The sequence below is a fragment of the Bifidobacterium sp. SKU genome, assembly GCF_026016405.1.
Classification (GTDB): Bacteria; Actinomycetota; Actinomycetes; order Actinomycetales; family Bifidobacteriaceae; genus Bifidobacterium; species Bifidobacterium bifidum.
On the sequence record NZ_CP092890.1, the window covers coordinates 37730 to 52713 of the forward strand.

Consider the following 14984-nt stretch of genomic DNA (forward strand, 5'->3'; position numbering starts at 1 on the left):
CGCGCCGCGCTATTCGGCGGAAACCGGCGCGTGGTCAGGGGCGCCGGCCTTACGCACCTCGATGGTTTCGATACGGCGGCCGTCGACCTTGGTGACGGTCATGTCGTACCCGTCGTCGGAGTGCAGCACATCGCCCTCGGCACCCATCTTGCCGGTGTGTGCGAGGAAATAGCCGGCGACGGTCTCGTACGGGCCGTCCTCCAGTTCGATGCCGGTCAGATCGGCGAAGTCCTCGATGGTCATGCTCGCGTCGATGGTGGCGACGCCGCTCACGAATGCGGGCTGCTCCTTGCGCTCGCCGCCCGGTTCGCTGGGCAGGTCGTATTCGTCGCGGATGTCGCCGACGAGCTCTTCGGTCATGTCCTCCAGCGTCACGATGCCGTCGGTGCCGCCGTACTCGTCGATGACCACGGCCAAGTGGATGCCGCGCTTGCGCAGCAGTTCGAGGCTTGGCAGCAGCTTGGACGTGCCGGGCAGCGAAATGCCTTCTCGCGTCACGTCGGCCACGGTCGTCGCGTTGGGGTCGCGCACGTCCAGCAGGTCGCGCACATGCACGAAGCCGATCACGTCATCGAAATCCCTGCCGGTCACCGGATAGCGGGAGTACGGCATCTCGCGCACGTACGCCGCCGCGTCCTTGATGCTCTGCGAACCGTCGAGGAACACGACATCGGCGCGCGGACGCATGACCTCGGCGACGATGGTCTCGGACGCGTCGAACACGTCGTCGAGGATCGTGCGCTCGTCTTTGCTCAGCGACGTGTTCGTGTTGACGAGCACGCGCAGCTCCTCGTCGGAGACCTCGCTTTCGGTCTCGTTCGGGTCGAAGCCGAGCAGGCGCACGATACCGTTCGTGTTCTTGCCGATGAGCCAGATGATCGGCTTGCAGACCTTGGCGAACACGTCGATCGCGGGCACTACGGCGCGGGCGATCTGTTCGGTGCGCTGCATGGCGATGCGCTTCGGCACCATTTCGGAGATGACTATCGAGCAGTACGAGATGATCAGCGTCAGCACGATGGTGGTCAGCGGTGCGGCGATGTTCGCCGGCACGCCCCAGCTTTTCACGACGGGCACGATGAACGGCGAAATCGACGATTCGCCGAACGATGCGGACAGGAAGCCGGAGAGCGTCACGCCGATCTGCACGGTGGACAGGAACTTGTTGGGGTCGCGTGCGATTGCCGCCACACGTGCGCCACGGGCGTCCTCCTGTTCCATTTGATCGATCTGGGATCCGCGCAGGGAGACCAAGGCCAATTCGGTGCCGGAGAAGATGGATCCGAGCACTAGGAATATGAAGATCAGAAGGATGTTTAAACCAAGTGACATGGACTCTACTGTAGGGGGGTGGCACGTCAATTGTCGCAGCGAATCATTCTCAGTAAGAAAGGTGTGAGCCTGCCCACGCCCGAAACGAACATCAAAATCGACAAAGTCCCGAGATGCCGCCCTTTATGGTTTTGTGCGCTTGTGCGCAAATGTGAGAAATCCTCGCACCTTTCTTATTGAGAACCGTTCGCTGCGACTTGCCGGCCGGTCACTTGCATCCGCAGGACTGCCTAGTGACGAGTTCGGCGGCGAGGAGCTGCACGTCGGGCGTGTGCGCGGGGTCGAGCGCCGCGTTGACCGCGCAGCGGGCGAGCTCGGCATCGGTCTGCGCGGAGGAGACGAACATCGCGTCGACGTTGCGCTCGACGAGTTCGTTGATGCGGCGGCGCTCGCCTTGCGGGTCGCCTCGCGACAGGTTGATGATCAGCGCCCGTTCGCGTTTGGATGCAGCGGCTTCGAGCTGGTCGGTGAATTCGGCGAAGTATGGGTTCGAGAAGTCGGGCACGATGACGCCGAGTGTGTGCGTGGTGCCAGTCTTGAGGGCTCGGGCGACGGAGTTGGGGTGGTAGTCGAGCCGCTGCGCCGCGTCGAACACCCGCTGCGCGGTGTCCGGTGAGATTATCTTGGGACTGCCGTTGAGCACGTAGCTGACGACGGCGGTGGAGACGCCTGCGGGACGCGCCACGTCGAAACGGGTGGCGCGTTGCCGTTGCGGATGCGGCGTCTCGAATGCGTCACGCTGTGCGGGGTGCGTCACTGTGTGCGCCCTTGCAGCGTGACGCATATTGTATAACCATTGGAAAATAAGGGTTTTACTGATGCGTCACTGTGTGCGGGGCCGCACAGCGTGACGCTACCCGCACACAGTGACGCGAAATGCGGCGATAAGTCACGCTCCCGTCAGAAGCTCAGTACCTCGACCTTGCCGGTGGACAGCTGGTAGCGGGCGCCTACGATCATCAGTCGATCATGCGCCAGCGCGTCCTGAATGATTTCGCTGCGCGTGACCAGCTCTTCGATGGTACGCGCCACATGTACGCGTTCGAAGTCCTCGCTCGTATCCAACTCGGCCTCCCGCGCCTGCCACACCGACATGCCGACCGAGCGCAGCACAATCGAATCCGAGCTGGCGATGCGCTCATCCAATTCGGCCATCGCATCAGTGGACTCCAAAGAGCTCTCTGGGTCGCTCGTGCTGTCGACGATCAGCGCGTCAAGTTGTTCGGCGCCCAGCGCCACCGCCCCGCAGCTCTCATGACCCATGACCATGAGCAGGCTGACGTGCAGATGATCCACGGCATATTCCAGCGATGCCAATACCGCGTCGTCGATGATCTGCCCGGCCGTGCGGATCGTGAACAGGTCCCCGAGCCCCGCGTCGAAGATGATTTCCGGCGGAACGCGCGAATCGGAGCATGACAATACCGCCGCGTCGGGGTTCTGCCGGTCGATCAGTGATTCGCGGGTCTGCATGTCCTGCCACGGGTGCTCGCTGTGCCCTTCGGCGAATCGCCGGTTTCCCGCCAGCATGCGGCTAAGCGTCGAGTTCGCGGTGGATTCCTGATCCGGGTCTTCCTCTGCCATGACATCTCCGTTCCGAGTCCCAGGTTCGCGTCGGGTCGGCGTGTATGTGCCTGTATGTGTGAGCATAGCGGAAACCTGTTTGATAAGTATGAAATATCCAAGGAACGTTCATCACCTCTGCTCATAGCGAAACCGCGGATCGGGCGCGGCTGTTTTTACCGGTTTGTGAGCGCAAACTGTGATGATTGTCATGAAGAAACCCTCGTGCGTCCGTATCGGCGAAAGCCGCTTGACGTTACGATGGGGAGACGCAATGACCGGATTGCGTGGAAAGGAACGATGATGACACTGCTTCAGCATGAACTCACCGATTTTACGGTGCAGGCTTTTCAGAACAACGAATTCCATGAGGTGACCAAGGCGGACGTGCTCGGTCACTGGTCGGTGTTCTTCTTCTACCCGGCGGACTTCACGTTCGTGTGCCCGACCGAGCTGGAGGATCTCGCTGCCAAGTACGAGGACTTCAAGAAGATCGGCTGCGAGATCTACTCGGTCTCCTGCGACACCCACTTCGTGCACAAGGCTTGGCACGACGCCAACGAAAAGATCGCGAAGATCCAGTACCCGATGCTTGCCGACCCCACCGCACTGCTCGCGAAGGACCTCGACACCTACAACGAGGCCGACGGCGTGGCCGAGCGCGGTGACTTCATCGTGAACCCGGAGGGCAAGGTCGTGGCCTACGAGGTCATCTCCTCCAACGTCGGCCGTAATGCCGACGAGCTGCTGCGCCGCGTGCAGGCCTCGCAGTTCGTCTACGAGCACGGCGACCAGGTGTGCCCGGCCAAGTGGACCCCCGGCGAGGAGACCATCGAGCCGAGCCTCGACCTCGTCGGTCTCCTCTGATTTCCCGCCTCACTGACGGGCTGAGTTGTCAAGCAAACAGCAGAGCTGTTTGTAGGCGAAGGCGAGCCGACAGGCAAGCACAACAGGCTGCGGCTGGAGGCCGTCCCTGATTGCAGGGGCTGGAGGGCTGTCGGTAGCGGTCAGAGTTGGCTGGGGATCGCCAACTCTCTCGCCCCCGCTGGCGGGTAGCGATGTAAGGCGAGTGGCCTCTCCGCCCCCGCTGGTGGGGGCTGGCGGCGACAGCCGACTGGGGGTGGTCGCGGTGATAGGCGAACTACCCCACCCGCTTCGCGGGAGCCCCCGCCGGCAGGGGCATATGCATATGTAAGGAGTTCCATATCATGACCCAGATCAACCGAAGCGATCTGTATGACGTTGTTGTCATCGGTGGCGGCCCTGCGGGACTCACCGCCGGCCTGTACCTCGCTCGCGCCCGCTATCGCGTGCTGATTCTCGAAAAGGATGATTTCGGCGGGCAGATCACCATCACCGACGAAGTCGTCAACTATCCCGGCGTCGGCCGTACGTCCGGTCGTGCGCTCACGCAGACCATGCGCAACCAGGCCAAGGATTTCGGCGCGGAATTCCTCTCAGCCGAAGCTACCGGCCTTGACGTGAACGGTGACATCAAGACCGTGCACACGTCACGTGGCGACCTGAAGACGTTCGGCATCCTGATTGCCACCGGTGCAAGCCCGCGCAAGCTTGGTTTCGCCGGCGAGGGCGAGTACGCTGGCCGCGGCGTGGCCTACTGCGCCACATGCGACGGCGAATTCTTCACCGGCAGGGAGGTGCTGGTCGTCGGCGGCGGTTTCGCCGCGGCAGAGGAATCCGTGTTCCTGACCAAATACGCCTCCAAAGTCACGGTGCTCGTCCGCGAACCGGACTTCACCTGCGACGCGGCGGTGGCTGCCGAAGCCAAGAACAACCCGAAAATCGACGTGCGCTACAACGTCGAGCTCAAAGGCGTCACCGCCGGCCAGGGCGGGCTGCGCGAGGCGACGATCCTCGACCGCCGAACTGGTGAGACGGAATCGTGGAAGCCATCCGACGACGGCACGTTTGGTGTCTTCGTGTTCGCCGGATACGTGCCGGCCACCGAGCTCGTGCGCGGTGTCGTCGAACTGGACGACCACGGCTACGTGGTCACGCGCGGATACCTCGAGACCTCGGTGCCGGGCGTGTACGCGGCCGGTGACCTGCGCGTCAAGAACCTGCGTCAGGTCGTCACCGCCACCGCCGACGGTGCCATCGCCGCAGTGGAACTGGAGCGGTACGCCAAGCAGATGAGCGAGAAAACCGGTCTTGTGCCGCCTCGTCCGACCGCATCCGCATATGAGCAGGCCGAAGCGCAGACCGCGGCTGCCGTCAACAGTGCTGCCGCTGCCGGCACCACGCCCGCCCCGGCTCCTGCCAAGCTCAGCGCCGATACCGCCGCCGCGACGGCCGCCGCCAAAAAGCCCGGCGAGCTCTTCTCCGCCGCCATCAAGCAGCAGCTCGGCGTGGTCTTTGGCCGTATGACCCGCCCGGTCACGCTCGTCCTCGAACTGGACGATACGCCATTGTCGACGGAGTTGCAGGGATTCATCGGCGAGATGGTGGCGCTGTCGAACGGCAAACTGAATTCGGTCGCGGTCGATGCGGCGGGCGTGATCACCGCTGAGGACGGTTCCAGCGCGCCAACGTCGTTGACGGTCGGCGAGCCGTTGGCCGTCACCTTGCCGGATGGCGCCGAACTGCCGGTATATGGTTCGTTGGATGATTCCGGTCGCGCGCAGTTCGACGTAGCAGGGGTGCTGCCGTCTGCGCGGCCTGTCGTGCGCATGTGCGTGCCGGCCGAGAATTCCGACGCCGGTACGTTGCTGTTCACCGGCTTGGCCTTCCACGGTGTACCGTCCGGTCACGAGTTCAATTCGTTCGTGCTCGGCCTGTACAACGCCGCGGGTCCGGGCCAGCCTCTGGACGATGACCTCAAGGCTCGCGCCGAGGCCATTGACACGCCGATCGACGTGATGATCCTCGTCTCGCTCACCTGCACGATGTGTCCGGAAACCGTACTGGCCGCGCAGCGCATCGCGGCGCTGAACCCGAACGTGCGTGCCGAAGCCTACGACGTCGCGCACTTCCCCGAGCTCAAGGACCAGTATGGCGCGATGAGCGTCCCCTGCATCGTCATCAACCAGCCCGGCGGCGAGCAGAAGGTCGAATTCGGCAAGAAGAGTGTCCCGCAGATGTTGACATTGCTCGGCGCATAGTGGGCGCTGTGCCCGGCGCTGTCCTTTCATTCCCTTTCAATAATTCTTACATGTTAGAATACTCCGTTAACATGTTAGAACTCCGTTGACCGTGGCCGGCGGACATGGTGCTTTCGACGCGCCACACGGCATCAATAAGGGGGCCCGCTAGGCGCAGGCCCCCCGGATCAGTCAACTATGAGATATTGTCGCGGATGTGGGCAGTTGCCTCGTTCTTGGACGAATACTGTCCGGGGCGATTCAGGAAGTGATTTACTTTCAGTATCTGAAGCCCTCCGCCTTGCGTTACGGTTCAGGCCCCGATGGATCTCTTGCCCTCGCCGTTCCTGCCGCCGAGATACTTGACCAGGCTGATGCTGATCAGAGCCAGGGCGAACAGGCCGGTGAGCACCGGAATCAGCGCGGCGTAGCGATGGGCCTGATCGGGCGTGTGCGTGACCACGAACGAGGCCAGCTGGTTGCCGGACAGGCCGGCGAACGCCCAGGCGCTCAGCGCGAGACCGTGCGTGGTGGAGACGGTCTTGGTGCCGAAGTGCTGGTCGAGCAGCACCGGCAGCGTCGAGAAACCGCCGCCGTAGCCAGCGTTGATGAGGAACAGCATGGCCAGCACGGCCCACAACAGCGCATTGTTGATGCTGTTGGTGAAGATCTGCAGCAGGCATACCGCGATCGACATGATGAAGATCACCTGATAAACGGTCTCGCGGCGCTTCAGGTGGTCGGAGAGCGTGGAGAAGCCCACGCGGCCGGCCGTGTTGAACACGGAATCCACGGCGAGCACCAGACCGATGATGCCGGCGATGGCGGCGGCGAACTTGGCGGGGCTCAGGCCGGCATACTGCGGGAAGGCCTTGAGCACATCGTGCAGGATGTCCTTCTCCTGGCTGATAAGCGCCAGGCCGCAGGTGATATTGATGTAGAAGGCGATCCAGATGCCCCAAAACACGGGCTTCCTGAGAATCTCCGCGCGGCTTACATGCGAGGTCACGGGATCGTAGACCCAGTCGGCCGGACGCTTGATGAGCAGGAAACCGAAGAACATCATCACCGCATAAATCACGGCGAGGATGAAGAACATGTTGACCAGCCCCACCGTGCCGATCAGGTACTCCACAACGGGCTGGCGATGGCCTTGGCCAGGCCGAAGCCGGCGACGGCGATGCCGGTGGCGAGGCCCTTGTTATCGGAGAACCAGAGCATCAGGTTCTTGACCGGGGTCAGGTAGCCGACGCCCAGGCCGATGCCCATGATCGCGCCGTAGCAGATGAACACACCCGGCAGGAAGTTCAGAGCGATGCTCACGCCCGTGCCGGCGAAGCCGACCACGAAGCAGACCATGGAGACGAGTGCGGATTTCTTGATGTTCTTCTCCACCATGGGGCCGGCGAATGCGGCTGACATGCCGAGGAAGAAGATGGCGAGCGAGAAGCCCCATTCCACGGAGGCCGGGCTGGCGTTGAGCCTGTCGGCGATGAGCTGCTTGAACACGCTCCAGCAGTAGACGGTACCGATTGGGATATGAATCAGCAATGCGGGGATGATTGCGCTGGTCCAACGATTCTCGGTAAACCTTGCCATTCGGTAGGATCCTTTCGTAACTGGCTGTACGATGACCTGCCGGCCTGAACAAGAACCGCATCGCTCACTCAAGGCACATCATGCAGGACTGTTCGTGAACATGCGAACAATCACTGAACATCATTGGTGTGCATTCTATCAGCGTTCCAGCTCTTGTCGACGCCGACAGCGCTACTATAACGCCACTTCGCTGGTGGGATTGCCGATGATTGCGGTCTTGATCCGTGAACTTATTCACATCGGAAATGATTATGAAATCGTATCAATGTGATTGATAGGGGGGGGGACGTGAAAGCCCCACCCGTGTAGGGCAGGGCTTTCACGATATGTGCTGATATAAAACGGAGCCTCCGCTCGTCGCGGAGGCTCCGTGCTGCGGTGAACTTTGCGCGCGCAAAGCTATTGCGCAAAGCCCACCGCTACGTTTTGGTCTTGGAAAGCCCACCGGGCTTTCCAAGCGGTGTTGGCCGCGCATGCGGCCCAACACCGGCCAAAACGTCAGCCCGTGTTCTGCAGGCCGGCGGCGACACCGGAGACGGTGCACAGGATCAGATAGATGAATCCCGCCTGCTGGCTCTTGCTGAGCTCTTCCTTGTCCACCTTCTTGCGCAGCGAACGCAACGCAAGCACCTGAGTGACGGACAGCGCGTCCACGTAAGGGGAGCGGATGCGGATGGCCTGACCGAGCACGTGACGGTGCTGCAGCGGCCATTCGTCGTTGACGATCTTGAGCACCCACTTGGTGGTGAGCTTCATCTCGTCGAGCACCTTCTTCGACAGGTTCTCGTCATCGCCGAGCGCCAAGTACATCTTGGCGATGCGCTCATCGGTCTTGGCCAGCGACATCTCGATGTTGTCGATGAACGTGGAGAACAGCGGCCACTCCTCGTACGCCTCGCGCAGCGTGTCAAGGTCGCCGAACTTCTCGCAGGCCGAACCAAGGCCATACCATGCGGCGAGGTTGATGCGCGCCTGAGCCCAGGAGAACACCCACGGAATCGTGCGCAGGTCGTCGAGCGACTTCGCGCCCAAACCACGCTTGGCCGGGCGGGAGCCGATTGGCAGCAGGCCGACCTCGGTAAGCGGCGTGACGATCGAGAACCACGGGGCGAAGTCCGGCGTGTTCAGCAGGTCGAGGAAGCGCTCATGCGAGGCGTTGTCCAGAACCTCGGTCATCTGGGCGTACTTCTCGGTCATCTCCGTGTTCGTCTTCTCGACGCTCGGAGCGGACTGCAGCAGCGTCGCGGCGGCGACGGATTCCAGATGGCGGATGGCCAGCACCGGGTTGCCGTAGCGGGCGAAAATGACCTCGCCCTGCTCGGTGAGTTTGAAGCGGCAGTTGACGGAGCCCTTCGGCTGGGCGAGTACCGCGCGGTTGGCGGGGCCACCGCCTCGACCGACGGCGCCACCACGGCCGTGGAACAGCGTCAGGTCGATGTCATGCTTCGCGGCCCAAGCGACGATGCGCGATTCGGCGGAATGCAGCGCCAGCGTAGCGGTGGTCGGGCCGGCGTCCTTGGACGAATCCGAGTAGCCGAGCATGACCTCCATCTTGTTGCCGGTGGCCTTCAGACGAGCCTGCACCTCGGGAATCTTGACGATCTCTTCCAGCACGTTCACGCAGTTCTGCAAGTCCTCAAGCTGCTCGAACAGCGGGATGACGTCGATGACCGGCACATCCTCCGGGTGCGAAAACGCCAGACGGTTCAGCTCGTACACGTCGCGCACGTTCTGGGCGCTCTTCGTGAACGAGATGATGTAGCGGCGGGCGGCCTTGATGCCGTTGCGCTTCTGGATGGCACCGAGGGCGCGGAAGGTGTCGAGCACCTCGTGCGTCATCGGCTGCAGTTCGCCACGCTCGCCGTGCAGGCCGTGCTCGCGGATGTCCTCCAGCGCGCGGGCGTGCACCACGGAGTGCTGACGGAACTCCATCTCGACCATGTGGAAGCCGAAGGTCTGCGCCTGCCAGATCAGATCCTGCAGCGGGCCATACGCCGAACGCTTGGCGCCGGCTTCGGCCAGGGAACGCTGCACGACCTGCAGGTCGGCGATGAAATCGTCGCAGCTGTGGTACATGAGGTCGGCGTCGCGCTCGATGGTGTAGCGCAGGCGATCGGCCATCACCAGCATGACGGCGCGGTGCAGCTCCTTGGTGGAGATCAGTGCGGCCTTGTCGGTCAGGCGCTCGCTCATCTCCTTCTGGTGGCTCCACAGACTCTTCAGCTCGGCGCTGGCCGGGGTCGTCTCGGACTCCATGGTCAGGTTGCGGCCGACCGTGCGGGTGGCCTCCTCAAGGGCGCCGATCACATGGTCGCTGAACTTGCGGGCGACCTGACGGCTGACCTTGGCGGTGACGTTCGGGTTGCCGTCGCGGTCGGAGCCGATCCAGCTTCCCGGATGGAAGAACGCCGGGCACTGCGGCTGTTCGAGACCGGCCTTGTCGCCCAGCAGCCAGTCGTTGAAACGGTGGTAGACCTTGGGAATCGTGGTGAACAGCGTGTTGTCGAAGATGTCGAGGATGGTATCGGCCTCCTCGACCGGCGTCGGCTTCTTCAGCGCGATCGGGGACGTGCGGAACAGCGCGTCGATCTCGTTGTAGAGGCGGCGGACGTTCTCCTTCTTGTCGGAGCCGCCGAGGCGCTTGTTCTCTTCCAGCAGCTCCGCGATGCGGCGGATCTTGCCTTCGACTGCCTTGCGGCGCGCTTCGGTCGGATGCGCCGTGAACACCGGGTGGAATTCGAGCTTCTCCAGCAACGCCTTGGCTTTGGCCGGCCCCATTTCGGTCAGCAGCTGATGGTAGGCGGTGGTCAGTTCGTTCACCGGGTCAACGGCTTCGTCGTCTTCCACCTGGTTCTCGCGCTGGTGCAGCACGGAAACGCGGTAGTTCTCCTCACTCAGGTTGGCGAGGTGGAAATATGTGGCGAATGCGCGGGCGAGCAGCTGGGCGTCGTGCAGATTCATCGCATCGATGGTGGCGACGGCCTTTGCCAGACCATCCTCATCGGGGTGCGGATCCGCCGTCGCTCCGGCGAAATGCTCGGCGCTTGCCTTCACCGCGTAGTTGCGCACGGTGTCGAACGTCGCCAGCAGCTGCGGGTCATATTCGCCCAGTACGTCGCGCAGAATGCGCAGGCACAGGCTCATGTCGTTGCTGAGCGACTCAGGCAGCTCCCGCTCTTCGGGGCCCTTGGTCCCGGTGCCGGTCGACACGATGGTCGCGTCGGCGGGCGTGATCTGTTGATCAGTATCGGTCATTCATAACCTCCTTTGTCTTTTGGGTCCGGTTGCTCGGTCAGTCGGTCCTCCGCGGCTCCTCCGCGGTTGTGTTGGCCGTCAGTTGCGAGCCCACAGCCGGTTGCGCCAAAAGCTGTGTGCCCATTCTATTGCCCTGAAATCGCAAGTTGTATTACGAAGTCCAATTTTTCTCTGAAGGATTACTGGTAAATATGTAATCTTCACCATATCTTCACGCTGTTGGGTGGCCCGAGAATGTCGTCCTGAATATCCTCGTCGACGTATCGTCCATAATCTTGTCGAAGGTAGTCCATCATGCGAACGCCGGTTTCGGTCATACCCCATGAGTTCACGGCGCGGAGTAAGAATGACTACTGTAACCATCTTGAAAACACGCCCGAGCACACCCATAGGGCGGCAAAAACAACGGCATGATACGGATAGAGAAGAACATGCAACAGCACAAGAACGGCGACGCGCCCCATCAGGACGCGGCGACGGCGGTGAGTCATTTCCACACCCACTCCGTTCCCCTTGACATGGAAGACATTCGACGCGACTGGGACAAGCCGATCTCCGAGGCCGGCCTCGCCGCCAAGACCAGCGTCGTCGTGCGTGTCGGCGCACTGGACCTGGGTGCTGGAACCGGAAGCTTCCGCGTGCGCGAGATGATGCACCGCATCGCGTACCCCCTGGGCGTGCACGTGCGCGCCGACGTGAACCTGACGGACATCGAGGCCACCTGCACCGATGACGCCAACCGCATCACCGAGGTCATCGACCTGCCCACCACCGGCGTCAACACCGAGCGCATCTGGCTGCTGGAGCATTACACCGACTGGTTCAGCGTGAACCTCGGACTCGATTCCATGTACCATCGCGCGGGCGACGTGTCCGAAGGTGTGGTGCAGAACCTTGAGCAAAGCGACATGTCCGAGGTCTCCGCGCAGCTGGCCAAGAAACTGCGCGCCGAGAAGAAGGCACAGAAGGAGCTCAGCGGCGAGGCCTCCGACGACCCGGTGCTCGACGCCCTGGAGGCGGCCGAGGTCACCGTGCCCGTCTCCATGGTCCGCGCGGCCGCGGCCGACATCACCGCGGAAGGTTCGACGGACGACGAGCTGCGCTCCGAATCCGAGGCCGCCCTGGAAGAGGATCGCGAGGCCAAGCTGCTGCATGACCGGTTGATGCAGCAGCGCTCCGGAAAGCATGATTTCGTGGAGACGCCGGATCTCGACGCGGCCGCCGCGGCGGGTGGCACAGGCGCGGGCGCGGGCGCAAGCGCCAGCAGTGCGGAAGACCAGAACCTGAACGAATTCGGGACATCGATGTCGGCGGAGGCGCTGCTGGGCGCGAAACGCCGGAAAACCCGCGCCCACAAGCCGCTGACCGGCGAGTACGCCGAGCATTTCGACCACGTGGGCCGTTCCGCGGGCGAAGGGCGCAAGCCCATCACCGTGCGGCAGGCGCATGAGCGGCTCGACCTGATCGAGAGCCGTAAGCCGCTCTATTCCCCGGCGTTCGCCGGCTTCGCCTCCGCAGTCGCCTGCGCATCCTTCGTGTTCCTGCTCGGCGGCGGCCCCTACGACATGATCGGCGCGTTCGTCGGCGCCGGACTGGGCCACTGGCTGCGCCGCAAACTGTTCGCCCGCCATCTCAACCAGTTCTTCGTGACGTTCGTGTGCGTGGCCCTGGCTGCGCTCGCCTGCACGGGCACTCTGCGCCTGATCGGCCTGCTCGACCCGATCGCGCTGACGCATGACACCGCGTACATCGGCGCGATGCTGTTCGTCATCCCTGGCTTCCCGCTGATAACGGGCGGCCTCGATATGGCGAAGATCGACTTCCCGTCCGGCATCCAACGAGTGGCATACGTGCTGTGCATCATCCTGATGGCCACGCTGGCAGGCTGGGGAGTGGCCATGATCGTGCATCTGAACCCGACCGGGTTCGAGCCGCTGGGGCTCAATCCGTGGGTGAACACGGGGCTGCGGGCCGTCACCGCCTTCCTCGGCGTGTGGGGCTTCTCGATCATGTTCAATTCGCCGCAGCGCATGTGCCTGGTCGCCGCCACCATCGGCATGATCACCGACACGCTGCGACTGACGCTGGTCGATTTCGGGGTGCCGGCCGAGGCCGGGGCGTTCATCGGCGCGCTGCTGGCCGGTCTGCTCGCTGCCGGATGGCGCACCGCCGTGCACAACGGCCTGCTGCCGCCGCATCTGGGCTATCCGCGCATATGCCTGACTGTGCCGTCCATCGTCATCATGGTGCCCGGTCTGTATATGTACCGGGCGATGTTCTACCTCGGACAGTTCGATACGCTGCACGCGCTGGACTGGGCGTTCCGAGCGTTCATGGTGATTATCTGCCTGCCGATAGGTTTGGCGATGGCCCGCGTGATCACCGATAAGTCATGGCGGTATGACGTCTGACGCCTTGCCTGCGCGGCGGACGGTTCCCGATGGGATTCGTGTGAGGAATCCTCATGCGTTCCTTGTCGGGAATCATTCGCCGTGCAAAGAGGAGTACGTCCAACGGCCTGCGAGCATGGTCGCCGCCACCGGCATCGCCCGCATCTCCTCCGGCGTGGAGACAGCATACGGGTCGCGGTCCAAGAGCACCAGGTCGGCTGGATCTCCGGGCTCAGGGCGGTCGCGGCCGACGGCTGTGGAAGCCGCCAGCGCGGTGCGCGCATCCAGGCATTGCTCCGGCTGGAACGGTTCGCGGTCTGAGCTTTCCGTGCCGAACACAGCGGCCGATATCGCCATCCACGGGTCGAGCGGCGCAACCGGCGCATCCGACCCCATGCGCAGCCTGACGCCGGCATCGTGCAGTGCCTTGAATGCGTAAGGGATTCCACCCGGATTCGCCCAGAACCGCGTGATGACATCGCGATCGTCCATGGCGTGCTGTGGCTGGATGCTGGCGGTCAGCCCGAGCTTCGCGAATCGGGGAATATCCGCCGGCTTCAGCATCTGGGCGTGCTCGATGGAACCGTGGGCGTGTGTGCTTGCCGCCGCGTTGAGCACGATGGTGTTCGCCTCATCGCCGATGGCATGGCACGCGATGGCGAACCCATGGCATGTCGCCACGTGGAAATACGTCTCGATCTGGTCGGGTGCGTAACTGAGCGTGCCGTAAAAGTCGGGGAATATATCGGAATACGGCATCGAGCAGAACGCCGAACGGGTGTTCAGCGAGCCGTCCGAGATCATCTTCATCGCGCCGACGTGGCCCAGTCCATCGCTGCCGGGCAGCTCGACGCCCGTCTTCCAGCCGGCTTCAATCGCATCCTCCAGCCGTTCGGGATACACGCCCGCCTCCACGCGCAATCCTCGGATGCCGTGGGTGAATGAGCCATCCCAATCGATGCCTGTCCAAGCGGAATCGTTAGCGTCGCGCGGGCGGGGAGACGCCGCGGAGAACCGGCGGGTCCACGTGTCGACGTTTTCCGCCATCTCATAGTCGCGGATGCCGACCACGCCTTTGCGGGCGGCATCCGCCTCGGCCTTGCGAATCAGTTCGAGCGTCTCCTCCGCCGCTCCGGGCGCATTGTCGAGCTTGCAGTAGGCGTCGAACCATTCGAGCTCGCCCACAAGACCGGACTCCCCCACGGTCAGGCCCAGTCGCCGCGCCGCCGGTTGCCGTCGCCGAGATCCGGGAGCCGGCGGGCGTGATTGCCGCAATCGCGCCGCCCTTGATCGCGATGTCTACGCGGCGGGCGCTGCCCGGGAACCGCGCGTTGGTGATTATCGTCATAATTGCCTGTACCTGCCATCCTGCATCAGATCAGAAGGTCATGGGCGCATGTGGCAGAAACATCGTACATATCCGTTCGCGCCTCGGTTGCTTGGCCAGTTACACCAATCCCCTTCACCGTACCCCCCTAATTGTGTGGCGTCACCTTCGGCGTCACGTTTAAATCGTCTTCCCAGTGTACATGCAAGTCTTCTGTGAACAGAATCCGCCGGTGTGTACAGTCGTGCGAAAGAAGGCGGCCGGCGATTTCCTCATGCGCGGTCTCCGCCGAGCCGAGGTGAGTTATCCACCGCGTTGCGCACATTCATCCACATTTGTCCACATTTTTTGAGGCGCGGTAGACGGGGAACTGCCCGGTTCCCTACACTCGGCTCCACGGCAATATTCGAGTCACAA

7 protein-coding genes and 2 pseudogenes are annotated in these 14984 nt (G+C 62.9%); 3 read left to right on the forward strand and 6 right to left on the reverse strand.

Annotated elements, in window-relative coordinates; genetic code table 11:
• Positions 1 to 9 precede the first annotated feature (9 nt).
• The 3 genes from MMB49_RS00160 to MMB49_RS00170 all read right to left on the reverse strand — a co-directional run bounded on the left by MMB49_RS00160 (position 10) and on the right by MMB49_RS00170 (position 2916).
• Positions 10 to 1332 (reverse strand): hemolysin family protein, encoded by a 1323-nt coding sequence (locus tag MMB49_RS00160; RefSeq protein WP_003815077.1) that lies wholly within the window; start codon positions 1330 to 1332, stop codon positions 10 to 12.
• Positions 1333 to 1540: 208 nt separating this feature from the next.
• Positions 1541 to 2089, reverse strand: a complete 549-nt coding sequence (locus MMB49_RS00165) for a LacI family DNA-binding transcriptional regulator (protein WP_047271206.1) — start codon at positions 2087 to 2089, stop codon at positions 1541 to 1543.
• A gap of 143 nt (positions 2090 to 2232) precedes the next feature.
• A complete protein-coding gene (locus MMB49_RS00170; RefSeq protein ID WP_047271207.1) occupies positions 2233 to 2916 on the reverse strand; it encodes a carbonic anhydrase in 684 nt (227 codons plus the stop codon).
• Between the two features lie 282 nt (positions 2917 to 3198).
• Here MMB49_RS00170 and ahpC point away from each other — a divergent pair, with 282 nt between their 5' ends.
• Both ahpC and MMB49_RS00180 read left to right on the forward strand, forming a co-directional pair.
• Positions 3199 to 3762: an alkyl hydroperoxide reductase subunit C gene (gene ahpC, locus MMB49_RS00175; protein WP_003817384.1), complete on the forward strand. Its 564-nt coding sequence runs from the start codon at positions 3199 to 3201 to the stop codon at positions 3760 to 3762.
• A 341-nt stretch (positions 3763 to 4103) separates the two neighbouring features.
• Positions 4104 to 6017, forward strand: coding sequence for an FAD-dependent oxidoreductase (locus MMB49_RS00180; protein ID WP_047271208.1), 1914 nt, complete (start codon positions 4104 to 4106; stop codon positions 6015 to 6017).
• A gap of 292 nt (positions 6018 to 6309) precedes the next feature.
• Here the strand turns inward: MMB49_RS00180 and MMB49_RS00185 are convergent.
• Positions 6310 to 7595 (reverse strand): annotated as a pseudogene (locus MMB49_RS00185) (OFA family MFS transporter).
• A 498-nt stretch (positions 7596 to 8093) separates the two neighbouring features.
• The gene (locus MMB49_RS00190; RefSeq protein WP_014759670.1) at positions 8094 to 10850 is read right to left on the reverse strand and encodes a phosphoenolpyruvate carboxylase; all 2757 of its coding nucleotides are present in this window, start codon (positions 10848 to 10850) and stop codon (positions 8094 to 8096) included.
• A gap of 431 nt (positions 10851 to 11281) precedes the next feature.
• Between MMB49_RS00190 and MMB49_RS00195 the strand changes: the two genes are divergently transcribed.
• Complete coding sequence (locus tag MMB49_RS00195; RefSeq protein WP_082247834.1) at positions 11282 to 13261, forward strand: threonine/serine ThrE exporter family protein; 1980 nt, start codon at positions 11282 to 11284, stop codon at positions 13259 to 13261.
• Positions 13262 to 13333: 72 nt separating this feature from the next.
• Here the strand turns inward: MMB49_RS00195 and MMB49_RS00200 are convergent.
• Positions 13334 to 14467, reverse strand: a pseudogene (locus MMB49_RS00200) (amidohydrolase family protein); the annotation flags it as partial.
• Positions 14468 to 14984 lie beyond the last annotated feature (517 nt).

Coding starts and splice junctions, on each gene's coding strand:
- MMB49_RS00170 (WP_047271207.1), bottom strand. CDS start 2,916: ATGGCAGAGGAAGACCCGGATCAGGAATCCACCGCGAACTCGACGCTT.
- MMB49_RS00160 (WP_003815077.1), bottom strand. CDS start 1,332: ATGTCACTTGGTTTAAACATCCTTCTGATCTTCATATTCCTAGTGCTC.
- MMB49_RS00195 (WP_082247834.1), top strand. CDS start 11,282: ATGCAACAGCACAAGAACGGCGACGCGCCCCATCAGGACGCGGCGACG.
- ahpC (WP_003817384.1), top strand. CDS start 3,199: ATGACACTGCTTCAGCATGAACTCACCGATTTTACGGTGCAGGCTTTT.
- MMB49_RS00190 (WP_014759670.1), bottom strand. CDS start 10,850: ATGACCGATACTGATCAACAGATCACGCCCGCCGACGCGACCATCGTG.
- MMB49_RS00180 (WP_047271208.1), top strand. CDS start 4,104: ATGACCCAGATCAACCGAAGCGATCTGTATGACGTTGTTGTCATCGGT.